At 46.9% G+C, this 22,913-nt stretch carries 26 protein-coding genes and 4 pseudogenes; 5 read left to right on the top strand and 25 right to left on the bottom strand.

What is annotated here, in order from left to right; genetic code table 11:
• Window positions 1-140: 140 nt before the first annotated feature.
• A complete protein-coding gene (locus ABGT54_RS05335) occupies window positions 141-2,045 on the top strand; it encodes a DUF975 family protein (protein WP_346663141.1) in 1,905 nt (634 codons plus the stop codon).
• Between the two features lie 300 nt (window positions 2,046-2,345).
• Here ABGT54_RS05335 and ABGT54_RS05330 read toward each other — a convergent pair whose 3' ends face one another.
• From ABGT54_RS05330 to ABGT54_RS05300, 7 genes and pseudogenes are all read right to left on the bottom strand, one after another.
• On the bottom strand, window positions 2,346-2,555 hold the full coding sequence (locus tag ABGT54_RS05330; protein ID WP_346663140.1) for a hypothetical protein: 210 nt from the start codon (window positions 2,553-2,555) through the stop codon (window positions 2,346-2,348).
• A gap of 102 nt (window positions 2,556-2,657) precedes the next feature.
• Window positions 2,658-3,602 (bottom strand): hypothetical protein, encoded by a 945-nt coding sequence (locus tag ABGT54_RS05325; protein ID WP_346663139.1) that lies wholly within the window; start codon window positions 3,600-3,602, stop codon window positions 2,658-2,660.
• A 29-nt stretch (window positions 3,603-3,631) separates the two neighbouring features.
• Window positions 3,632-4,618: a WYL domain-containing protein gene (locus ABGT54_RS05320; RefSeq protein ID WP_346663138.1), complete on the bottom strand. Its 987-nt coding sequence runs from the start codon at window positions 4,616-4,618 to the stop codon at window positions 3,632-3,634.
• Between the two features lie 242 nt (window positions 4,619-4,860).
• On the bottom strand, window positions 4,861-6,672 hold the full coding sequence (locus ABGT54_RS05315; protein WP_346663137.1) for a cation-translocating P-type ATPase: 1,812 nt from the start codon (window positions 6,670-6,672) through the stop codon (window positions 4,861-4,863).
• Window positions 6,673-6,851: 179 nt separating this feature from the next.
• Window positions 6,852-7,127, bottom strand: coding sequence for a metal-sensing transcriptional repressor (locus ABGT54_RS05310; protein WP_070087664.1), 276 nt, complete (start codon window positions 7,125-7,127; stop codon window positions 6,852-6,854).
• 119 nt (window positions 7,128-7,246) lie between these two features.
• Window positions 7,247-7,723: pseudogene (locus ABGT54_RS05305) on the bottom strand (lysine--tRNA ligase); the annotation flags it as partial.
• A 413-nt stretch (window positions 7,724-8,136) separates the two neighbouring features.
• Window positions 8,137-8,559 (bottom strand): annotated as a pseudogene (locus ABGT54_RS05300) (type IV secretory system conjugative DNA transfer family protein); the annotation flags it as partial.
• Between the two features lie 132 nt (window positions 8,560-8,691).
• Here ABGT54_RS05300 and ABGT54_RS05295 point away from each other — a divergent pair.
• Window positions 8,692-8,865 (top strand): annotated as a pseudogene (locus ABGT54_RS05295) (type IV secretory system conjugative DNA transfer family protein); the annotation flags it as partial.
• A gap of 63 nt (window positions 8,866-8,928) precedes the next feature.
• Here the strand turns inward: ABGT54_RS05295 and ABGT54_RS05290 are convergent.
• Both ABGT54_RS05290 and ABGT54_RS05285 read right to left on the bottom strand, forming a co-directional pair.
• Window positions 8,929-9,030: pseudogene (locus ABGT54_RS05290) on the bottom strand (topoisomerase); the annotation flags it as partial.
• A gap of 128 nt (window positions 9,031-9,158) precedes the next feature.
• Window positions 9,159-9,725 carry a flavin reductase family protein gene (locus ABGT54_RS05285; protein ID WP_054754268.1) on the bottom strand — a complete coding sequence of 189 codons (567 nt, stop codon included), beginning with the start codon at window positions 9,723-9,725 and terminating at the stop codon, window positions 9,159-9,161.
• 120 nt (window positions 9,726-9,845) lie between these two features.
• On the opposite strand from ABGT54_RS05285, the gene ABGT54_RS05280 reads away from it, so the two are divergent.
• Window positions 9,846-10,184: a helix-turn-helix domain-containing protein gene (locus ABGT54_RS05280; protein ID WP_107001143.1), complete on the top strand. Its 339-nt coding sequence runs from the start codon at window positions 9,846-9,848 to the stop codon at window positions 10,182-10,184.
• Window positions 10,185-10,291: 107 nt separating this feature from the next.
• On the opposite strand, the gene ABGT54_RS05275 is transcribed toward ABGT54_RS05280, so the two are convergent.
• The 16 genes from ABGT54_RS05275 to ABGT54_RS05200 form a co-directional block, all read right to left on the bottom strand.
• The gene (locus ABGT54_RS05275; RefSeq protein WP_346663136.1) at window positions 10,292-10,558 is read right to left on the bottom strand and encodes a hypothetical protein; all 267 of its coding nucleotides are present in this window, start codon (window positions 10,556-10,558) and stop codon (window positions 10,292-10,294) included.
• 146 nt (window positions 10,559-10,704) lie between these two features.
• Window positions 10,705-10,920, bottom strand: a complete 216-nt coding sequence (locus ABGT54_RS05270; RefSeq protein WP_346663135.1) for a hypothetical protein — start codon at window positions 10,918-10,920, stop codon at window positions 10,705-10,707.
• An 18-nt stretch (window positions 10,921-10,938) separates the two neighbouring features.
• Entirely contained in the window at window positions 10,939-11,586 is a 648-nt protein-coding gene (locus ABGT54_RS05265) for a flavin reductase (RefSeq protein WP_346663292.1), read from the bottom strand.
• Between the two features lie 18 nt (window positions 11,587-11,604).
• Entirely contained in the window at window positions 11,605-11,799 is a 195-nt protein-coding gene (locus tag ABGT54_RS05260) for a nucleic acid-binding protein (protein ID WP_173729005.1), read from the bottom strand.
• A 51-nt stretch (window positions 11,800-11,850) separates the two neighbouring features.
• Complete coding sequence (locus ABGT54_RS05255) at window positions 11,851-13,428, bottom strand: hypothetical protein (protein WP_346663134.1); 1,578 nt, start codon at window positions 13,426-13,428, stop codon at window positions 11,851-11,853.
• Window positions 13,421-14,128, bottom strand: coding sequence for an ABC transporter ATP-binding protein (locus ABGT54_RS05250; protein WP_346663133.1), 708 nt, complete (start codon window positions 14,126-14,128; stop codon window positions 13,421-13,423). Before ABGT54_RS05250 ends, ABGT54_RS05255 begins: the two co-directional genes overlap by 8 nt.
• A gap of 11 nt (window positions 14,129-14,139) precedes the next feature.
• A complete protein-coding gene (locus ABGT54_RS05245; protein WP_346663132.1) occupies window positions 14,140-14,559 on the bottom strand; it encodes a hypothetical protein in 420 nt (139 codons plus the stop codon).
• Window positions 14,556-14,759 carry a helix-turn-helix transcriptional regulator gene (locus tag ABGT54_RS05240; RefSeq protein WP_173729002.1) on the bottom strand — a complete coding sequence of 68 codons (204 nt, stop codon included), beginning with the start codon at window positions 14,757-14,759 and terminating at the stop codon, window positions 14,556-14,558. The genes ABGT54_RS05245 and ABGT54_RS05240 overlap by 4 nt, the downstream gene beginning before the upstream one ends.
• A 291-nt stretch (window positions 14,760-15,050) precedes the next feature.
• Window positions 15,051-15,236, bottom strand: a complete 186-nt coding sequence (locus ABGT54_RS05235; RefSeq protein WP_346663131.1) for a hypothetical protein — start codon at window positions 15,234-15,236, stop codon at window positions 15,051-15,053.
• The gene (locus ABGT54_RS05230; RefSeq protein ID WP_346663130.1) at window positions 15,237-16,637 is read right to left on the bottom strand and encodes a zinc-ribbon domain-containing protein; all 1,401 of its coding nucleotides are present in this window, start codon (window positions 16,635-16,637) and stop codon (window positions 15,237-15,239) included.
• A gap of 145 nt (window positions 16,638-16,782) precedes the next feature.
• Window positions 16,783-17,028 (bottom strand): zinc ribbon domain-containing protein, encoded by a 246-nt coding sequence (locus ABGT54_RS05225; RefSeq protein WP_346663291.1) that lies wholly within the window; start codon window positions 17,026-17,028, stop codon window positions 16,783-16,785.
• Between the two features lie 124 nt (window positions 17,029-17,152).
• The gene (locus ABGT54_RS05220) at window positions 17,153-18,730 is read right to left on the bottom strand and encodes a recombinase family protein (RefSeq protein WP_079861243.1); all 1,578 of its coding nucleotides are present in this window, start codon (window positions 18,728-18,730) and stop codon (window positions 17,153-17,155) included.
• 145 nt (window positions 18,731-18,875) lie between these two features.
• Window positions 18,876-19,070 (bottom strand): hypothetical protein, encoded by a 195-nt coding sequence (locus ABGT54_RS05215; RefSeq protein WP_087258079.1) that lies wholly within the window; start codon window positions 19,068-19,070, stop codon window positions 18,876-18,878.
• Between the two features lie 72 nt (window positions 19,071-19,142).
• Complete coding sequence (gene mobV / locus ABGT54_RS05210; protein ID WP_087258076.1) at window positions 19,143-20,087, bottom strand: MobV family relaxase; 945 nt, start codon at window positions 20,085-20,087, stop codon at window positions 19,143-19,145.
• A 183-nt stretch (window positions 20,088-20,270) separates the two neighbouring features.
• The gene (locus ABGT54_RS05205) at window positions 20,271-20,666 is read right to left on the bottom strand and encodes a replication initiator protein A (RefSeq protein ID WP_087231432.1); all 396 of its coding nucleotides are present in this window, start codon (window positions 20,664-20,666) and stop codon (window positions 20,271-20,273) included.
• A 111-nt stretch (window positions 20,667-20,777) separates the two neighbouring features.
• Window positions 20,778-21,191: a cysteine-rich VLP domain-containing protein gene (locus tag ABGT54_RS05200; protein ID WP_002588751.1), complete on the bottom strand. Its 414-nt coding sequence runs from the start codon at window positions 21,189-21,191 to the stop codon at window positions 20,778-20,780.
• A gap of 339 nt (window positions 21,192-21,530) precedes the next feature.
• On the opposite strand from ABGT54_RS05200, the gene ABGT54_RS05195 reads away from it, so the two are divergent.
• Both ABGT54_RS05195 and ABGT54_RS05190 read left to right on the top strand, forming a co-directional pair.
• On the top strand, window positions 21,531-22,328 hold the full coding sequence (locus ABGT54_RS05195; RefSeq protein ID WP_087231435.1) for a helix-turn-helix transcriptional regulator: 798 nt from the start codon (window positions 21,531-21,533) through the stop codon (window positions 22,326-22,328).
• 24 nt (window positions 22,329-22,352) lie between these two features.
• Window positions 22,353-22,913 (top strand): nucleoside phosphorylase (locus tag ABGT54_RS05190; RefSeq protein WP_346663129.1); only part of this gene is annotated, 561 nt, incomplete at its 3' end.

Below are 22,913 nucleotides of genomic sequence, written 5' to 3'. Positions count from 1 at the left end.
ATGCCTTTTATCACCCGCAGCGCCTGTGCCGGAAAAACCGGCGCAGGCGCTGTTTTTCATCTTGACTTCATCCCCGGTTATTATATACTGGCTATAGACTTATAAAGGAGGTGGCGGCGTCCCCGCCAGATGAAACGACTATGAACAACAGAAAAGCTCTCAAAGAACGAGGCAGGCGCTCCCTGAAAAAGCACTACGCCATATTTGTTGCAGCCTGCCTGATCGCAGCATTTTTCGGCGCAGAATTTACCAGCTCTCTGGACTTTTCTTCCGCACAGAAGCGGGAAGAAGATGTACAGCAATTTGAAAGGAATCTCCAGGGGGATTTTTCTCCTTCTGTTAAAACAGATATCGGAGGCGCCACCTGGGAGGACGTGTTGCGTACGATTGCCGAAAACAATACGGAAGCAGGGCGCAAAATGACTGAACAGATTGAGGCAGATGAAATCCAGAACGCAGCGGAAGGAAATCCCATGTTTGGCAGAACCCGCGGCGTCTTATCCGGTGTTGTCAATCAGTTAAGCTCCGGCTCCATCCTGGTGACCCTGGTTGCTGCCATCGCCTCCATCACCGGTTCTGAAAGCCTGGGACTCATCCTTTTGATCCTTCTGGGCGCACTGGGCGCATTTGCCTTCTGGTTTCTGATCACCAATGTATTTCCGGTAGTCGTCCGCAGGATCTTTCTGGAAGGCCTGATCTATGACCGCGTCACTTCACAGCGGTTTATCTTTTTGCTGCGGATCAAAAAATGGCTGAAAGCCGCCCGGATCATGTTTGTAAAGTACATTTTTTATTCTCTGTGGAGCCTGACGGTTATCGGTGCCGCAATCAAACGTTATTCCTACTATCTGGTACCCTACATAGTGGCGGAGAATCCGGATATGACTGCAAAACAGGCCATCACCCTTTCCCGGAACATGATGGACGGACACAAGTGGGAGTGCTTTGTCTTTGAACTGACTTTTGTCGGATGGCAGATCCTTGGCATCTTCACTCTGGGATTGTCCAACATCTTCTATACCAATCCCTACAAGATTGCCTCTTTTACCAATTACTACGCAGACCTGCGGAAAGAAGCGCTCCAAAAGCAGATTCCCGGTTCGGAACTACTGAGGGATACTTATCTGTACGAAAAAGCGGACAACGCGCTGATCCAGGCAAAATACGGGGATGTGATCCAGGTTATGGACGATCCGCAGCAGACACAGGAAAAGCTGACTGGCTGGCGCGGTGTTCTGGCTGACAACTTCGGTCTTCTGCTTTTCCGGCGCGAGCAGGAGCGTGCCTACGAGCGGCACCGGGCCGAATATGTCCGTATCCATGAAATGATTGACGATGTACAGGGAGCGGCTTATCCTGTCCGCCTATATCCCATTCCGGAGGAAGAACGCCGCAAGCTGGTACAGTCTCTTAACTACATGCGGCATTACTCCGCCTGGTCGCTGATCGCTATTTTTCTTAGCATGTCTTTCTTCGGATGGCTGTGGGAGGTTGGCATGCACCTGGTCACCAACGGCGAATTTGTCAACCGGGGCGCGCTCCACGGTCCCTGGCTTCCCATCTACGGAACCGGCGCCGTGCTGATCCTGATGATCCTGAATCGTCTCCGTCAGAATCCGGCCCTGTTATTTGCCGCTACCGTGGTTCTGTGCGGATTTCTGGAGTACACTACCTCTCTTGTCATGGAAATTGCCACCGGCGGCACCAAATGGTGGGACTACAGCGGCTATTACCTGAATCTGGACGGAAGAATCTGCGCGGAAGGACTGCTGGTATTCGGAATCGGCGGCCTGGCCATCACTTATGTGCTGGCGCCGATCATCGATGATCTTCTTGCCAAAATCAACGAACGGCGGGTCATCACCGTGTGCTCCATCCTAATGGTTCTCTTCGCCGGCGATGCCATTTACTCGCAGTTCCACCCCAACGCAGGAAAAGGCGTAACCGACATCGAGGCAAACGCCGATGTCTCCGAGTATTGCAAAAACACTTCCGCCACTTTCCATTCGCAGCACCGCGATCCTCACAGCGCACTCTTTTCCTAATAACGCTGTTCTATATACCAGAAAAATCCGGCGGGAAATCCCCGCCGGATTTTTCTGACTTTCGCAGACTGGCAAGTACCTGTGCATCTAGTCTTCCAGCCACTCCATGTAATCTGTCTCACTGGCAAAAAGCCGGTACTCTCCATCAATATATCCCATATATCCGTCTGCTGTATGATATCCTTTCATCGCTATCCAACCTTTCTTTTTCTTGTTGTGGATAGCTTAACGGATCAGGTGTCCAATAAAAATGCCACCTGTGAAAATTTTAATAATCGTTTTTCTTTTTGCGACTCCGTTTCATCCGAAGGACAATTCCTCTGCCACACTGCTGCCTGCAGCCTCGTAGCCATCGCCGGATTTTTCTTCCACACGGTAAATGGTATTCCCGTGTTCATCCGTCTTACTTGCCGGCAGATACTTCGCCACAGCCTTCCATACCGCATGCCATGCCTCGTCTTCATAGCAGTTCTTTCCCGCTATATCCGCATCCGCGTTTCCGTCCAGCACAACACTTCCATATACTCTGCCGTTTCCAGAGTGTTGGTGACGGTAATCGCAGGATGATCCGGGTTCTCGGAATTAAGCTTATAGTTTACTTTGTACCCTTTGTTATAAAGCGCGTCCCCTTCCCCTTCTGCCGATGGAAGACTGGTATTCTCCGGCTCGATCACAGATACATCCAGCTCCGTCAGCTTGTATCCCGGCTGCAGTTCCACAGCCCGGTACTGACCTTTTGGCAGATTGGAAACCGTCCTTATTTCCCTTGTTGTAATCCAGCACATTTTCCCAGTCTTCGCCGGCCTGTGTATACCGCTGGATCAGGAAACTGGTCTCCCAGTCTTTCCCGCTTTGCTTATTCTTCGGGCGGGTATGATAAACATTGCTGCTGTCGCCCGCCCAGTTCTTAACCACCGTCAGAGCCGACGTCTGCAGGCCATTGTAAACAATCTGGTCGTTTGTGTCGTAGGCGTCCCTGTTTGCCGGACAGGCCGGTGTAAACAGTACATCATTATATTGATAGGTCCAGGAGCCGTTGTCGAAGGTTTGATTCTGCACCTCCACGATACGCTCCTGTTCCCCTGGCAGCGTATAAGCGATCTCCTTCTCCACGATCCGGTACTGAACCGGTATTACCAGGTCCTGACCGCCTCCGGAAGAGCCCCCTTTGATCCATGCAGGCAGATTCTTGAATGCTGCCGCTTTCCAGCTCTCGTTGATCCGTCCGGAAATGGTCTGTTCAAATGCGTAATCCCCGCCTGTCACTGCAGCATAGTCATCAGCGCTTAGATTCCTTTTCAGAAAATCTTCCGCAGATTCCCACCCCTCTGATGAAGACGCAGTTCCGCCTTCCGGTACTTTTGCCGCCTGCAGCTCAAAGGTCACGGAAAGGTCGCAGCCCAGGTAATCCTTTGTGACAGCAGTCCCATCACTGTTCAGCCAGTCTTTTGTCAGGGAAACTTCCGTCTTCAGCGAATTGGTCAGTGTCCCGGCAGTAATCGTTCCATCCTTATCAGCCTTAGACGTAGCCGAAGTCTTGCCGCTTTTCGGAGTCACCTGATATCTGCCCGCATCCTTTGAAAAGTCTAATATTGTCTCAGGAGCCGTTCGCCTTCTTTCTTCATCTGCTGCACCACTTCTTCTGGTCCCAGGATCTTCACCTGTTCTCCAAGGGAAAACACCCAGCCCAGAAACTGTCTGCTGGTCTTAACCGTAAGGTTTACGGTGAAGTGTTCTTCATCTTCCGGGATCATCGTCACCGATTTGCCGAAGCGATCGATGATCACTCCCGCAAGCCTGTTGTCCACCAGAAGTTTTACGACCTTTTCTTCTCCTCCGAACATGCCGAAGCTTTTCCTGGTATACTCCGCCATGTCCAGCTTCTGAAAAAGCTCCCTGCCCCTGCGTCCTTCCTTATCCATCCGGATATGAAGCATCTTATCCACCCGGTAGTGACGGATCTCTCCGGCATCCTCGTCATATCCCACCAGATAATAATTCTCGTCGTCCCAGGTAAGCCCCCAAGGGCTGACATGATAATAAGCCCCGTCCCTGCGAAGCTCCGTCTCTTTTTTTACGTTCCACTGATAATATTGGAAGCGGATCTGCCGGTTCCCGGAAATGGCATTATGTATCGTATCCACCGTATAGTAAATACTCTCATTCATCGTCTTGATCCGTCCGGACACATAGACCTGACGCTGAAGTTTCTGCGCGTCATACCTGCTGACCAGCTTTTCCAGTTTTCTGATCAGCGCATTGGTTTTCTTTTCCGTAATGAACTTGGAAGACTGGATGGCGTCCACCAGAAGCTTTAGTTCCGGCAGCTCGAACAGACGGCTTACCACATGGTAATGATAGCGGTTTCCCACCGGCTCCCCCTCTACTTCGATTCCCAGCACTTCCAGATCCCTAAGATCCTGATAAATGCTCTTGCGGTCAGCAGTAATCCCATAAGCTTCCAGCGCCGCCATAATCTCTGGCATGGTGATATAATGTTCTTCATCCGTCTTCTCGTGCATGATCTGTGCAAGACGGTATAATTTGAATTTCTGGTTGGTTCCCTTTGGCATATGTTTCTGCTCCTTTTTCCATCAAATACGTTTCTAAACGCAGTATACCACACCAACGAAAAAGCAGGGAGATTTCCTCTCCCTGCCTGTGCATTTTTATTGTTTATCCTTATCTGTTCTTCTTTTTCCAAAGAACCGTTCCTCCTGTGCCAGGGCACAGAACCGGCAGACGGTCGCCCGGATGGTCCTGGCGTCCTCACATACTACCGCTAATCAGACAATTCCTGCAAAGAAGATCTGCGTTACCTCTGTTTCCACTTCAAAAGCCGGGCCGAGTTAATGATCACCAGCACCGATCCCGCGTTATGCACCAGCGCCCCGACCACCGGTCCTAAAAGTCCTGTGATGGCAAGCGCGATGGCAAGAAAATTAAGGGTCATGGAAAATGTCAGGTTCACCTTGATGGTGGTCATCATTCTCCTGGAAAGGGACAATAGATGCGGCAGTTCCCGGATCTCATCATCCACAAGAGCGATATCCGCGGCATCCACCGCGATGTCGCTGCCTGTGCCTCCCATCGCAATCCCCACATCGGCCTTTTTCAGCGCGGGAGCGTCATTGATCCCGTCTCCGATCATGCAGACCGCATTTCCCTTTTCCTGGTAAGCACCGATGTACTTCAGCTTATCTTCCGGCAGACAGCCTGCGTGTACCTCCCGGATCCCAAGAGGCGCGGCGATGGCGTCAGCGGCATTTTGATGATCGCCGGTCAGAAGGACTGGCTGGACGCCGATATGGTCCAGTTGTGCGATCATATCCTTGCTTTCTTCTCTTACTGTATCGGAAAGGACAAGATAACCTGCCGGCCTGTCGTCAACTGCGACGTAGATCACGGTGCTTCCCTCATTGAGATATCTGCCTGCCCCGGCGGCAAGCGTTCTGGAAAGGAGCGTCTCTTTTAGAAGCTTTAAATTGCCCGCTTTTACAACTTTTCCGCAGACCGTCGCAGTTACGCCCTCTCCGGGGCGCATCTGAAAGTCTTCACAGGCGGCCGGCTTCTTTCCATAACAGCGGACCACCGCTTTCCCGAGCGGATGCTCGCTCATCTGCTCGGCCGCAGCGGCAAAGAAGTAGATCTCCTCTTCGGTGTAATCCGATACGGACTTCACTGCAGTCACTTCCGGTGTTCCGTAGGTAAGCGTGCCTGTTTTGTCAAAAGTGATCTTTGTCACAGACGAAAGCCGTTCCAGCGCATCCCCCTCCCGCACCAGAAATCCGTGCTTTGTAGCGTTTCCAATAGCCGCCATGATCGCTGTCGGCGTAGCAAGTACCAGCGCGCAGGGACAGAACACCACAAGAATGGTAACGGCCCGGATGATTTCCCCGGTAACGATCCAGGTAATTCCTGCGGCAGAAAGCGCGATCACAACGATCCAGGTGGCCCACCTGTCTGCAAGCCCCACGATCCTGGCCTTCCCTGCGTCTGCAGACTGCACCAGCCGGATCATCCGCTGGATCGAACTGTCCTCTCCCACCTTTAACGCTCTCATCTCAAATGCGCCAAACTGGTTCACGGTTCCCGAGGAAACCTCGTCTCCGGGCGCTTTATCCACCGGAAGCGATTCTCCCGTCATGACCGCCTGATTTACAGACGTCTGACCAGAAAGGATGACTCCGTCAACAGCAACAGTCTCACCGGGCAGGACACGGATCCTGTCTCCCACCTTTACCTCCTCGGCAGGAAGGATCTCTTCGGTCCTGCCCCGGATCACCCGGGCGGTCCGGGGCGTAAGATGTACAAGCCTTTCAATCCCGGCTCTGGCCTTTGCAACTGTCAGATCTTCCAGCAATGCTCCCAGCTGCATGATAAAAGCAACTTCCCCTGCCGCAAAATCTTCCCCAATACAGACAGAAGCGATCAGCGCCAGCGATACCAGCACATCCGCCTTGATATCAAAAGCAGTAACCAGTCCGGCCACAGCCTCCATGATAATAGGGATACCGCAGAAAATAATCGCGATCCACGCGGCGTCAAAAGGCAGCGGCACCAGATCAAACAGACTGATAATGAGAGATATGCCGCCAAGAACAAGAAATATAATATCTTTTTTCATACAGACCCTCTTTCTATACCCATAGGGGTATGCCTATGCTTGTCTTTATTATACCCATATGGGTATCCGGAGTCAAGACATCAATTGGGGACGGGGGATTTTCAAAAATCCCCCGTCCCCAATTGATGGTACGTCAACGAAAAAAAGCAGCCATTCCGGCTGCTTTCAAAAAACTGTTTTTACTGCATGTTGGCAAAGCGTTCCACTGCTTTGGTAAATTTTTCGATTGTCTCGTCTGCGTTGCCGTGCTCGATCCCATCCCGCACGCAGTGCTTGATATGTCCTTCCAGGACAACCTGGCCGGCTTTATTAAGCGCGGATTTTGCAGCGTTGATCTGGGAGAGAACATCCTCGCAGGGAACATCTTCATCAATCATCCGGTCAATCGCCTGCACCTGTCCGATGATCTTCGCAAGTCTGCGGTGCAGATTCGGGGCGTCCATACATTGCTTCATATTACATCCTCCATACCATTAGGGGTATATGTATTATAGCAATCAGGAGAAGAAAAGTCAAAATAAAAAGGCACTTCCTGAAAGTTCTCTTTCAAAAAGTGCCCAAATCATCCATATTTTTAGTACAGCTTCGCCCCTGCCGGGATACTGTCATCCACCATCAGCAGATTCAGTCCCTCGTGTCCGTCGTACTCGTACACGGCGCTGATCAGCATACCGCAGGAATCGATGCCCATCATCTTCCTGGGCGGCAGATTAGTAATAGCGATGCAGGTCTTTCCCACCAGCTCTTCCGGCTCATAGTAGTCGTGGATTCCGCTTAAGATCACGCGGTCTTCACCGGATCCGTCATCCAGGATAAACTTCAGAAGCTTCTTGGACTTCGGAACTGCCTCACACTCTTTTACCTTCACCACGCGGAAATCAGACTTGCTGAAGGTGTCAAAATCTACAAATTCCTCGAACAATGGCTCGATCTTTACTTTAGACAGGTCGATCTTCACTGCCGGCGTTTCTGCTGTCTCCGCTGCCCGGGCTGTAGCCTGAGCTGCGTTGTTCGCCTCATTCTTTGCCGCACCCTGAGATTTCATGGTGGGGACCCTTTTTGTGGTTCTTTCATACTCGACCAAGCTGGTGTTAATACTATTAAATTCTCCATATTCCAATTATCCCCCATACTTCATATTTTTGCTCTACTTTGAGTCACTTTGCGGGCAAATGATGTAGGGCGATAGTAGTATATGCAAGAGCATATTCATATACAAGAAATTATAACTTCTCTTATTTACAATGTCAATCCACATCAAAGTAACGCTGCCTTATCTTTTCCTGCTTCAGAACAAGAAAAAAGAACACACAACACTCTGTATGTTCTCTTTCTGTATGTTAAGTCCAATATTATACTTTGAAGTAGCTATCCAATCCTTTGAACTCTTCCGCTTTCATTTCTTTTGTAACATCAGCATAGATGTTCAGTGTAGTTGAAATATCTGAATGTCCGATCTATCATCAAATCTGAAAACAGATTATCAAGCGGAGAAGGACTTGGGTCGTCCTCGTCCTCAATCGCCCCGGCTCTGAGCATTTCCATTACCATCGCAAAATTCTGTTCTTCCGGCGGTGCTTCATAATGCAGATAAAATACAAGTGCAAGCAGAAGCATTGACGCTGCCGTATCCCAAAATGGGTCATTGCTCTGTGAACCTTTCGGAGTGGTACTCTTAAAAAGATTGGTTACGAGCTTCTGCACATCATTGTCATTCTGCAAATAAACAAAAGGATTGTAACAATGGCTTTTCTCCATTGAAATCAAATCAAGCACACGCACTTCGTAACCTTTCTTCTCAAGAAGATGTCCCGTATCTCGCAGGATTTCCCCTTTCGGGTCTAATATCACATAGCTGTTTCTTGCAGCGTTCATAATATTAGGCTTACCTGACTTAATCATATTGGTAAGCCTTGCTTTGCCCTTCGTCTTTTGTTCCTGCTTCAGAACCGATACCAAAAGCAATGCGATATTCTTCGCCGCCGAACCGCTTAATCTTGCAGCAACTTCAAATCCTTCAAATGGGGCAATGTCAGAGCCATTGATAAAAAGTACCGACAAAAGCCGCTGTCAGAAAATAAGCTGATGACTCAGAATGTGTGCATTGGACTTAATGCCAAGAAGCACAGACGAAATCTGAATACGCTTGTGTGCGGTGGCTCCGGTGCAGGTAAGACAAGATTTTATGCAAAGCGTGGCATAGGATAACAAGTCAATGGCACACTCAAAGAGGTGTACTTCCTCCAAGCTTTCCTTACCTGAAAACTTAACCAGCTCATACGGTTCATAATTTCTCAGGTAGGTTAATAAGTCCATCTGCTTCGCCTGAATGATTAACTCAGGTGCGATAAAAGGCATATCGACCACCTCCTTAAAATAAAAATAGCCACCTGATTTTTTGAAAACCAAGTGGCTATATAATATTAAATTTTGTGTCTATGTTTTATGCAAGAATCTTCTCTTAATCAATTTTCTTTCCTGTAGCTTTACTTTTTCAGTTTTAACCCATCTTTGAAAGCTTCACCCACACGCTCTGTAACCTTGTAGTAACCATGAGTATAAGGGTCAAATGCAATGGCATTTACCTTGGAAATATCAATTTTACCGTCTACCATAACGCTCTCATCGGCAGTTACATTCACTACCTTTCCAATAACGCCACAACCGTATTCATTATCTTGATACTCAATAAATTTACATTCTAAACAAATTGGAAATTCATTGATAATAGGAGCATCTACGACTTCAGCCTTACTTGCAGTCAATCCACTACGTGTAAATTTATCTGTTACACGATTACCAGACTCTACGCCAAAATAATCTGCTTCTACCAAGTGTTCAACATCTGCGATACTAACAGTAAATGCACCTCGTGCCTTAATATTTTGCACGGTTTTATGTGTTTCGGTAAGATTCAATGCAACTATGTCCCTTGCTTGCATTGTCCCCCAAGCAGCATTCATTACATTCACACTGTTGTCCTCATTATAAGTTGCCACCATCAACACTGGCATAGGAAAAATTCCTTCCGTAATTTTCAACTTTGTTCTCATAATAATCTCTCCTTAAAATTAGATTGACAGAATTATTTATCCTGCTTATAATTATATCCAATCAATTCAGAATTTCAAGTACTGGTAAAAATGATAGGTACTATCTAAGGAGAAAGTATAATGATACAAAACTACATTGAAAATGCCAATTTTGAAGATACAGGCTTTGCTTACACCTTGTCCCTGATTTCCGGCAAACATAAAATGGTCATTCTTTATTGTTTAATGGAATTTAAAACTGTAAGGTTCAATGAGCTGAAGCGTTATCTGAAAACAATTTCCGATAAAACATTAAGTACCAATCTCAAGGAACTAGAGTCTGACAAACTGATTATCCGTACTGAATATCCTCAAATTCCACCCAAGGTGGAATACTGTCTTTCGGAACGTGGCAAGTCACTAATGGTAGTGTTAGATCAGCTTTGTGTTTGGGGTGAAGAAAACAAACTGACAGATTAACATCTTCTAATTTTTTTGAAAATATTATTTCTGACAGTATAACTTTGTACCATCTCACCTAACATACTATCTGCGGTATGGAATTTTTCCATACCGCAATTCTAAACTCATCTTTCAAAATTTCTTGACTTCTTTTCAATCATTTCGCCCTCATCAGGCTCTCCGCCGACAATCTCATTTTCCTTTTTATCCATATTGAGCAGGATATTCAGCTCATCAAGTCGGGCAGTTTTTGCCCTCAATTCTTCCTCCTTTGCAAACGGCTTTTCGATTTCCTGCTTCGCTGTTTCAAACTGCTTCTCCGTATTTTCAAGGCTGTTTTTCGTATCAGCAAGTGCTTCCTCAAAGCGTTCTATGCCGTTATCTATTCTCACGATATTACCGTGAGAATCATCGCCAATGGCGAGTTAAATGACGACGATGGCGAGTTAAATGGCGAATTAAATCCTGCTCTGCTTTATCTGAACAAAAGCGAGTTGGCGGTTTATCACCTCATTGAAAAAGCCCCGCAAAATTCCCGTCAGGAAATTGCCGATCGTCTGTATGGCTCAACAAGCGTCACGGTAAAGGTCGTCGGGTAGCCTTCTTTGGTGTATTCAATAAATTTCTTATCGCTGATAACTTCTGTTTTACTCAAATCGCTTCTCCAAGCTCCGTAATTTTCAATATCCAACACCAGCTCCCACACCTTTTGAAGTTCGCCGGTGATCAACGCTTTTATATTTGAAACCGCCATTTTTGCTCTCTCCTTGAATTAGTCGTATTTCTCAATATGCACGGTGGCAATCGCCGACTGATTTGGCTCTCCGGTAACAAGGTCTTGCGGCGCAGGCACAAGCAGCATAAATCCGTCCTTGCCATATCTTAATTCATACCCTTGTGCATACGCTTCTTCCACAGAGATGTGCTGTACCTGTCCGATTACCATAGCCGTAATACCCGCACCGCTTAAATCCTGTATTTCTTTTAAGGTACATTCCATCGTGAGAAACGCTTCGCTGATCGCAGGTGCGTGAATGGTTTTGGCGTTGGAAACAGTAAAGCCTCCTGCGGCAAATTCGTCATCGTCCCATTCATTCTGATGAATGGTATTTACCAACCTGTCATAACAGCTTACCGGGAGAAAGTTAATGCAAAAGCATTTTTCTCTTTGGATATTGGCATAGGTGTGGGTGTGCTGATACAGGTTGCCCATCACGGCGAAGAAAGCGGTCTTATCTCCGTGAAAGCAACTCCACGAATGAAAGCACACATTCGGTTTTCCGTTCTCTTTCCAAGTCGTGATAGCAAAGAGAACGGTCGGTATTCCTGCTGTTACTTCAAAGTGAGAGAACAGCTCAAATTCTTCCGGATAGGCTGGCTTAAAATACTGGGGAAAATCCTTTTCAATCTCGATCTTCATAGCTGTACCTTTCACATATCACAGCTTCTCTACATCTTCCACATAGATGGAGACTTCGCCGCACTTGGGACAGATTGCTACCTTCGGCTTGCCGATCCTGCCGCCGAACAGCTTATTTTCGTCCGATGACATTACAATCCCGTATCCTGCGCCTTCTACCTTGATGGCACAGTTTTCTTTCATTTCCGTTCCACATCTGAGACACTTTCTCATAAATAAATCCTCCGTTTCTTTTTATGGATTTCCGGCAGTAAAGCCGCCCCGTTATGTTCTAAGTCTAAAGGTTTTCGGCGCAAGGCGGTATACCAAAATGCTGGCGACAATGCTGTAAAGCACACAGAATACAATAGTCATTATTCCAAATATCATAATCGGCATACGCAGCCGCATAAGGGCAAAGCAGATGACATAGGTTACTGACAAAACGATCCGGTATGTGCCGCTTTTCAGCTCCGTCCCTGCGTTATAAGGCTGGAGCAGATAGTAAATCGTCAGGTAATGAATCGAGAAAAACAGGCTCATACACAGGATGGAAACAACCAGCACTACATAGTTCAGCGGATTGTCCGTCCCTCCGGTGGCAAACAGGATCAGCGCCAGTCCGATACCGATCACGAGCGCCGGAACAGCGTTGATTTTCATAATCTCACGCAGGCGAATCTGAAACAGCCGCAGGATAAAGCTCGGCTGCTTATAAAACGAATAGGTCAGCAGGCTGTGATCGCAGTTCATAAAAAGCGCCTGTGTAAAGTTCGTGCCACGGTTGATAGCGTACATTATAAATACAAAGTACGGAAGCCAAGTCATCACGATTTCGTTAATGACGGTTTTTTCTTCGGGCAGCAGATAGACGCCTGCCAGCACGGCGGCGACAAGGAAAGCGCACACATAGGAAATCTTCTTTGTCGAGTTCCAGAGTATCTTTTTATGCCTTTTGATAAACAGCTCATTCAGATACTCGAAGCCCTTGCGGTTGCTGCTAATGGAAGTATCTGCGGATATTTTCTTTTCATTTGCCTGTTTGATAAGCTTTGTCTGTGCCGTGCTGTCCATCTGATTGGTCAATCCGGCTAATAATTCCTTGTTGATTGCGTAATAATCACGGAAGGTAGTGAGCCTTGTGATACTTGCCATACCAAGGGGAATACACGCTAAAAATATAACCATTGGTACGACCGCAGGCAAAGCAAAACCAAAGGCGGGCGGAGCATAGGCTGCGGCTAAAAGCAGGGCGATACAGCACCACACATATTTGGACAGCTTATTTTCGTTGTAGCCAAAGCCCCTTTTCTCATAATCCCACAGGGTAACAGCCGCCGCAAACAGCTTCATACCCGCTATGCAAAGGGGCAGGAGCAGACAAAACCACAAAGGTACGCCTCTGTCCATACCGAACAGAATCGTAAAGGGCAAAAAGCCCACAACGACCTTCAGGATGGAGTAGAAATAGTTTACAAGCGTATATTCTCGTGCGTCCATTTTCATCAGGATCATCGCATAATATTTATCCTTTGTCGGATTGAAAAGGTGTGTGTTTACAAAGCTGCCGATTACCGTGAGAATCAGCAGGATATGCAGGAACACCTCATTCTCCGGCAGTCCTTTATAAAGGATACCGATACCGCATACCATCGTGATAAAGTAAAGGAGCTTGCCGAGGAATACAGAAACGATTTCCCACAGCACGGACAAAATGTTTGCAAAGATTTTCAGCCCCTTTACCTGATACAGCGTTGCCGGAAGCAGCCGCTTTACGAGCGGTATCTGCTTTAAGGAAAACAGGACACCGTTGACACGGTATGTATTTTTCAGGGAAAAAGATATTTTAAGCGTCTTATTCATTTCCTTCCTCCCTGAGTGCCGCAATGATTTTATCCTTAAATTCCCTGCTGTCCAGATCGGTTTTCTCCACGACCTCCAGTTCGCCGTGATTAAGCAGCACAATCTCATCGCAGAGGTCAAGCGCCAAATCCATAATATGAGTGGAGAAAATGGTAATGCGGTCTTGTTTCAGTGAACGGAGCAACTGCTTCATTTCCTCAGCCACAACGACATCAAGGGAGGTTAAAGGCTCATCAAGCAGCAGAATATTCGGCTGAGCAATGATGTTAATAAGCATTTGCATTTTGTTTTTCATACCGTGGGAATAGTCCTTGAGCAATTTGTCTCTGTCCTCCGGCTCAATGCTCATATAATCAAAATACTCATCAATACTTTTCGGATTTTTGATAGACTTCTCATTGATGTCCATAAAGAACTTTAAAAACTCTCTGCCTGTAAGGAACTCCGGCACGGTAGGGGTAGAGAGCACATACCCAATATCATCAGCCGTAACTTCACGGCGAACACCGTCTGTGTCAATATAGAAGTTGCCGCTATCTGTCTTAATATCTCGGTTCAGACAATTAAACAGCGTTGTTTTGCCCGCACCGTTTCTGCCGAGCAATCCATAAATTTTTCCTTCATCAAAGGTAAAATCAATATCTCTGAGAACTTCCTTTTTCTCAAAACTTTTTGACAAGTGCTCAATTACAAATTTCATAATATCCTCCGTCACATTTTAGGTTGGTAATATGCCATCAAAATAAAGTCTATGATTGTTTTCAGCAGGAAAGCGCCTACAAGGATAAGAACTATCCATATTGGTATGTCGAAAAAAATACATACCCAAGCACCCGCCATCAGTAGCCAGTGCAGTATCTCGCCGGATATTGCCTGTGCCTTATTGCGAATAAGCTGATTACGCTCGTCCTTTTCCTCAATCTCGTTTAGTTTCATCAGATCGGGATTTTTTGTACCCCATAGACCGATACCCCATTTTGCAATACCATATCCGAACAATCCGGCTCCTATCCCGATCATTGCTCCGCTTTGCGAATCACTTAAATAATCTTGTAAAAGAAACTTTGCGATCAGAGCTAAAGCAATGCCAGTAATACCGATCGCAAGATACATTCCGGTTTTCTTTTTCATTGCTTTCCCTCCTCATAAATGAAAATATCTTCAATGCTCATATTAAAATACCGTGCAAGCTTAAATGCCAATGTAATCGAAGGATTGTATCGTCCGTTTTCCAATGAGCCGATTGTCTGTCTGGATACCTCCAATGCGGCAGCCAGTTCTTCCTGCTTGATTCCCCGTTCTTTTCGGATTTCCTCTAAACGGTTTTTCACGGTGCGCCTCCTCTCTATGGAAAGCCAACTTTCCATACTTCTATTATACAAATAAAAGCAATAATGTCAAGTAGACTTTCCATAGATTAAGGTCATTGATATAAATGAGCCACTTGCCCCTAAAGCAAGTGGCTTCTAAATTACAACAGATTATACGGCTCACGCTCAGCTAAATTTATTACTTGTATTTTTTTCTGTTTGGCATAATTTACGGTGTAAGCCGTTCCACCTTTACTTTCTGTTAAATACGCTATGCAGATACTGCTATTATCTACCAAATGGCGATTTCGCTTAAACATACAGCCCCGTGTATATTCTTCTGAGGTATACACCACTTGTAAATTTAATAAGGACATCGTCTACTGCGTCCGTATATCTGCCTTGTTCTATAAGGTTATTTTTAAGGGCGATCAAGGCTTGTAAAACTTTTCGGTACTCATCATCATTAAGATAGAGATGAAATTGCTGCTTCTTCATTCAAATGCCTCCTTTATTTCTCCATTCAAAAAATCTCTGCCGGATAAACACTATATCCTCATCTTCATTCGAGGCTATGAAAATGTGTAAACTACGAAATGCCTTTTTTACTTTTACTGCAAAGTCCGCTTCGTTACCATTTAAGATATACGGGATTTTTATCAGTTTGATCTCCCGCTTCCGACACAAGTGCGATTTCAGTATTTCTATTTTCTCCGTCTGGCTGACAGTCTCAATCGCTGCTTTTTCTTCAGGTAAATACATTTCAAGCGGTATGCCGATAATCTTATCTGTATCTGTCTGTACCTTTATATGCTTCATCGCTGCATAATACATAACTGCCAGCTTCGGAAAAACCGTCAGATAATCTTTTTCGCACACCTTACAACCTTTTTCTTCAATCGTTCTTTCTGAAACTTTTGCTTTCCAAGAATGTCCGAGTGAACATTTCCACCATACACTCCGCATTGAATTTCTGGATATTTTATTTGGGGAAATGCCTTTGTTTTTTTCATAATCCCATTCCGAAAGAAGATGTGCGTCCGTCGTTGCTAAATCATTATACCCTGTCATAACTGTGCGATCCGCACAGACGGGACATACTGTGCCTTTTATCCGTGCATATACAACGGACTGCCACTCATATCCGCACTCTCTGCACTTCCACCAAACATTCCTACGAGATTTCTCGTTTACCATATCAGGAGTAAGCGGCAAATTCCGGTCTGACCATTCCTGTGCAAGCTGAGGGTGGGTTGTAGCAAAGTCATTAAATCCTTTCAGCAGAGTTTGACCGCTACAATAAGGACATTGGCTTCCGCCTGAACGAGTTGAAATGAGTGTATTCCATTCGTGTCCTTTACTGCACTTCCACCATACCTTTCTATTCGCAAAAGCAGTAACCATATCAGGCTTTAGCGGATAATTCCTTTCAGACCACTCAGAAGCGATTTCAGGGCGCTGTGAGGCAAGATCATTAAATCCCACTAAGATTTTATTATGAGAGCAATATGGGCAGCCTGTGCCGCTTATTGCTCTGCTCTTAACTGTTGCCGTCCATTCGTGACCATATTTATCTTGCCAAATCACTTTCTTATGAGATCCTATTGTTACCATTGTCGGTTTTAGCGGATCGTTCTTACTCGACCATTCATCAGCCAGTTCCGGTTTCAGCGTTGCCAAATCATTGATACCCTCTATAACTCTTGATCCTGAACAGATAGGACAATTCTCGCCTTTTGAACGAGCCTTAACGCTGGTCTGCCATTCGTGACCGCAAGCGCCCTTCCACCAAACTACTTTGTTTGAGCCGTATGTAATCTTATCCGGTGTAAGCGGCAGATTTTTATTCGACCATTCCGAAACAAGCTCAGGGTGTACCTCTGATAAAAGATTACTCATATCGAATCCCCTCCTTCCTCTGTGATTACATTATATTTGGAAAGAGGTTTTTTTCGTAGTTTGCGAATCTACTTAAAATAAAAAGTCGTCTGAAAAAGGGTAAATCCTTTTCAGACGACTACAATATAAAATCAGCTCTGTCGGTTTATTGATCTGAACACTTCCAATAATTCAATTTTGGCAACATAGACGACATATATTCTCGTACCTGTTCCGAAGTCCAGTTTTCATTTGCCATATGCTCGGCACAAAAGTTAATCAAATCATCCATTTTATTGTATGTGAATTTTCCTTCAGCGTAACACCACTTGCAGTATTCTTCATTGAATGTCCCATCAGGTTCTTTACTGATAGAAGAATCATCAAGAGGCATACCGCAGCATTGGCAAATAAGCTGTCTTGGGGAGCCTAAAAGCGTATTGATTGAAACATCGAAAAACTTGGAGAGCAGTTTTAAGGTTTCTGTATTCGGAATTGTTTCTCCGGTATCACATAGTTAAAGATATTGGTGTCATTCAATCAATCTTGCCGATAAAGCGGTAGAAGATTTCTACCTCCTGTTCCCTGCTTCCGTCCTCACCTTTGACCGCTTCATGGACAACGATTTTTTCAATCAGCGTATTCAAAAGTTCGGCGGTCAGTTCCGTTGGATTGACGCACTCTTTCATCAAGGCAATCCATTTTTCTGCGTCTGCGGCGTTCTGGCTTTCAGTGGTGATAGCGGATTGAAGCCGCTCAATCTTTTCGTCCAGTTCAGCCTGTTCGCTTTGGTACTTCCCGGACAGCATAGAGAAGTTGTATTCCGTGATACGCCCCGCCGCCCAGTCCTCATACATCCGGGCAAACAAAGTATCGACTTCGGCTTTTCGCTTCTCTGCCTTTTTCAGTTCTGCGGCCTGCTTCTTTCTTGCGGCGGCCTGTCCCTTATCAGTGGCATTTAACAGCCGCTTCAAGAGCCGTTCTTCATCATGTTGTACCAGTCCCGACCAGTATTGCAGACGGGAGAGGACATAGGCATAAAGCACATCATAACGGATATAGTGCATGGAGCATTGGCGTGTGCCCTGCCCGTACTTGCTACAATGATAATGGCCGTAAGGCTTGCTGTTCTGCCTGTTCTCCCCATAGGACAGCGACCAGCCGCAATCCGCACATTTTACCAATCCGGAAAAAATCTGCGTTGTACCATCCTTGCACTTCCTGCGGCGGTTTGCTATCTGCTCCTGTACCTGCCGGAAAACCTGCTCGCTGATAATCGGCTCCTGCGTGTTCTCCACCCGCACCCATTCACTTTGGGGCTTGCGTACCCTCCGCTTGTTCTTAAAGGAAATATTTGTTTCCCGGTAGTGGATGGTATGGCCGATATAGGTTTCATCTTTCATAATGCTCTTGACCTGCGCTATCGTCCATGCGTAGCTTTTTTCCTCCGGTGCACCCGCATAGATGTTTGCGAAAGTCCCGTCACGCTGGAAGTTGATAAATCCCGGCGTGGGAACCTTTTCCGCAATCAGTATTCTTGTGATACTGGCCGCCCCTCTGCCATGAATGGCAAGGTCAAAAATCTTCTCCACTATCCAGCGGGTTTCCTCGTCGATTATCAGCTTGTTTTTGATTTCCGGGTGTTTCCTGTACCCGATGGGAGCATAGGCGCCGATACGCTGTCCTGTGGCAAACTTCGCTTTGAAAGCGGCCTTTACCTTGCGGCTCGTATCTTTCGCAAACCACTCATTGAACAGGTTTTTGAACGGGACAAAATCGGAAAGCCCTTTTTCTGTGTCCTCATTCTCCGCAACGGCGATGTAGCGCACCCGTTTTTCCGGGAACAGAAATTCCAGATAGTAGTCCATCATCACATGTTCCCGCCCGAAACGGGAAAGGTCTTTCGTGACAATGCAGTTTACTTTTCCGGCTTCCATATCGTCCATCATGCGCTGAAAATCCGGGCGTTCAAAGTTCGTCCCCGACCAGCCATCGTCCACATACTCACCGACTACATGAAGCCCCTGTTCCTTTGCGTACTGTTGCAGGATTGTCCGCTGTGTTTCAATGCTTACGCTGTCACCATAGTTTTCATCGTCCCGGCTCAATCTCATATAAAGCGCCGTGTTGTAAATCGTAGTATTGTAAGGTTGTTTCACCGTTAAAAATCCTCCTTCTAAAGAAACAACCCACGCTTACAATACTTTTGCTCTATGGCAATTATATCATAAGCGTGGGCGTGTTATCAATGATGGGCTATCAGGTTGAAGCGGCTTTTTCTGCGGTATGCCGCACCACATCTACAATCAGATCACCGAGGGGCTTCCCGACTGCGGCGAAGTGTTCGGAGATTTTTATACGGTTGTTCCCACATACAAAATACTGCGTCCCGTTCTCTGTTCGTATGACCTGCCCTGTCCGGGGTGTAAAAATATCGCTTTCGCTTTTTGCCATCCAGTGTCCTCCATATTCAGTTTTCAAGGTACAATGCCGCACAGGGGCGGCGAAAATTTCTGCTTATATCTATCACCTTTCCTTTGCCGTGTGCCGCTGCTGCCGTTTCAGTTCCGCCAGTATATCCGGCGGGATACGGTCAACCAGCCTCTGTAAATTGTCCAGTTCGCTTTTCAGCTTTGCCCGTTCCATCGTATCTTTCATCTTGCCTTTTTCACTGGCCTTTGCTCTTGCTTCCAACTTCTCATTCTCCGCCAACAGGTCATTGATTGTGACCTTGTACTTTTTCAACTGCCCGGAGAAGTTTTCCATCTGCGGGAACCACTTTTTCAGCATGGAAAGGGCTTCCTCTTTTTTCTTTCCGGCGTTCAGCGGGTTAATGCCGTCAAGGGCGGCTTCAATGGCTCTGGCCTGTTTGGAGAGGGAAACCGCCTGTTTGAAAAGCCGGGTGGGGATATGCTTCCGGCCTGTCTTGCTGGCGCTTTCCCCACGCTCCAAGTCAGGATATTTCTCCACCATATAGGCGTGAAAATCGTCCTGCCACTTCGTCAGGTTTGCCCGGTTGCCGATAATCTCCTTTGCACACAGGCGGTTGTCCTTTGTCAGCGGAACAAAGGTCAAATGCAGGTGGGGCGTTTTCTCGTCCATGTGTACCACCGCCGACACGATATTTTCCCGTCCTACCCGGCCAATGAGGAAAGCCGCCGCCCTCTGGAAAAACGCCTGTATCTCCTTTGGGGATTTCCCCTTGAAAAACTCCGGGCTGGCAGTTACCAGTGTATCGACAAACCGTGTGCTGTCTTTCCTCGTCCGGCATCCGGCCTGCTCGATACGGCTCTGAATGAAGTGGTAATAGCGTCCCTCCGGCTTGACGATATGGAAGTTGTATTTACTCCGGCTTGTGTCAATGTCGGGATTGCTGGCATATTGTTCTTTCTGTCTTTCGTGATGGGCTTCCAGCGGCCTTGCCGGGTTGCCCTTGTGCTTCTCAAACCGCAAAATTGCGTGTTGTGCCATTCTGCTCCTTTCCCCATTCCTTTCCTATCCAGGGTTTTCCACAGGGAAAATCCCGCCAGAATTATCTCTGATACGATAGGAATGGAATGGATATAAATAAATCATTTTAATCTTTGTATTTCTATATACCGTCTGGTTTTCGTACTTCTCAAGATTGATTTCCGTACTTCAAGGGTACGGTTTTCAGTCCTCCGGCGTACCAGAACGGGATTTCTTGAAGTCGGTGTTTGGAACCGCTTCATAGGATTTTGGGAAAATGCGGTTGGGTTTTCCACAGCCCTGCTTCTGGATTTCCACCAGTCCGGCGTATTGCAGTTCCCGCAGGGTGTTCACCGCTTTTTGCCGCCCACAATGGAGCAATGTGACCACTTCACAGATAGGGAAATACAGGAAAATCCGTCCGCAGTCATCCGCCCACCCATTTTTGCGGGATAACTCTGTCCGGCGCAGAATAAAGGCATACAGAACCTTTGCCTCGTTGGACAGGAGCTTGAACGTGGGGGCTTCAAAGAGGAAATTCGGGAGCCGGGTGAAGCTGAACGCCCTTTCCGGCTGATGGATATAGATGGTATTTGTCATAGTGCGTTTTGTGGACGGTTAGAAGCCCGTTTTCCGGGGCGGGCGATACTTTATACCACCTGCCCCGGTTTGGGGCTTGCGAAGCCTGATAAATCAAGGCTTTTTTCGCTCCTAACTGTCCACAGCAGACCTCCTTTTCCGTTCACTTTCTGTTTTCTGCCGCCTGTGAACTCTGGCGGCACAGCCGGGACAGTATTTTGCCCGGTTGGATTTGGGGACGAACACACCGCCGCAGACCTCACAGCGTTTCAAGTCCTTATCCCGGAAAATCTCCGCTTCCAGCGTCCCGTCCAGCGGCAAGACCGCCCAGCGGAACCACTTACAGCAGACCGAGAAAGAAATCGTCTGCGGACAGGTGCAGGTGTCCCCATCGTCAAGGACAATGCAGTTGCCGTCCTCACAGCAACAGCACTCCCGGCGTATCAGGCTGGCCGCCTGTTTTCTCTGCGCCGGGGTCATGCGGTAAAGGGAACCGTCCGGCCTGCGTTCCAGCGGCGGCAAGTCTTTATAGGGGTTATCTCTCATGCGTTCCCTCCATTTTGCTTTCCGTTGCCGTTCTCCCCCGAAAAGGTTTCCTGCCCCATTCCTGCGGCGTGTTCCGGCGTTGGCACGCTCCCCGCAACTTCGGGACATTTTGTCCCGAAGTCCGACTCCTTGCGGTGCTTCCCCAGCCTGGGTATTCCTTTTCGGACGGTCATTCTGTTTTCAAGGTGCCGTCCATCGATGAACTACCCTAAGTCTACACGAAAAAAATGCAATTCCCGGAATATTGCGAGAATTGCATTTTGATGAAGTTTACACTTTGGAAATTGCATTTTTGCAATCATTCTGTATAATGGAAGTATGCGGAGGAGGTGCGTATCTATGGCTTTACCCGGAACACCCGGACAGCGGATTTCCGATTTATGCAACGGGAACCACATCACACAAAAGGAACTTGCGGAGAAGATAGGCGTTTCCGCTTCCCAGTTGAGCCGCATTGTCAGCGGCGAAACAAGAACGGTCAGCAGTGATATTCTCATAGGTGTAGCAAAGGAATTTAAGGTATCGACAGACTACATACTGGGCTTGTCTACCGTGAGCGTTCGTAAAAGCTACGATATTTCTGAATTAGGCTTGTCCGAGGGAGCCGTGAGGGGGCTTGTGACGGGTGCTGTTGATGTGCAAATCCTCAACCGCCTGTTGGAACATAGGAATTTTCCTAAGCTGATAGATTTGATACGGATTTATTTTCAGGACACAGCGGCAAAAGGCATAACAGCAAGAAACCAGCTTATCGAGATGGCAACGGCTTCCCTGTCCGACCTGATGAAAGAACACCCGGAACACCGGGCGGAAGCAAAGCAGGATTTACAGCTTTTGAACGCCCAGAAGATGGGGGAACATGAGGCGGAGATTGAGAAAATCAAAAATGTGTTCCTTGCTATCCTGCGGGATATTAAGAAAGACATTGACAACGGGGAACAGCCGGGAGAAGCTGTGACCGCCGCGATGTTCCAAGCCATGCGGGACGCATTGGCGGAACAGAAGCAAAACCCGCTTTCCATTGACGATGTAACGGCGATGGTTGCCGGACAGATCGGACAGCTTGCACCGATGGATGAAGAAACTGCCGACCTGTTCAAGCAGTTGGCAAAAAAGATGATGAAAGGAATAGAATAATAGCCTGTTATTCGAGATAATAATATGCCATTAGTAAAGCATGACTACCCTGTTTTAGAGTACGATACCGCATCAAAAGCTGTTTTTCAGCCGGGAAATGGGAAAAAATGTTTTCCTGCAAAAGCAGTGTTTGCTTTTTTAGGAGACGAGGTTGAAAATTATGCACATACCCATGATGGAATACAGATAGATGAATTTGAAAGTGCAACAAGACGATATCCTATTTATGAATGTCTTTATAATCAGGAGAAAATATGTCTATGTCCGGCTCCTGTGGGAAGTGCTGCTGCCGTCCAAGTTTTAGAATATTTAATTGCAGGGGGTGTAACAAAGATTATTTCCGTCGGCTCCTGCGGCGTATTGGAAGACATCCCGGAAAATAGATTTTTGATACCTGTTTCTGCATTGAGAGATGAGGGAACATCTTACCATTATCTTCCTCCCTCCCGAGAAGTAGAGATTTCAAAGGCTGGTATAAATGCGATTGAATCTGCTTTAAGCCAAAAGAATATACCATATTGGGAAGTTAAAACATGGACAACAGACGGTTTTTATCGAGAAACAGTAGAAATGGTTCAGTATCGG

This window comes from uncultured Merdimonas sp. (assembly GCF_963929015.1).
Lineage (GTDB): Bacteria > Bacillota > Clostridia > Lachnospirales > Lachnospiraceae > Merdimonas.
Note: the sequence above shows the minus strand (reverse complement) of the source record. Positions and strands in the feature narration are given on the sequence as shown.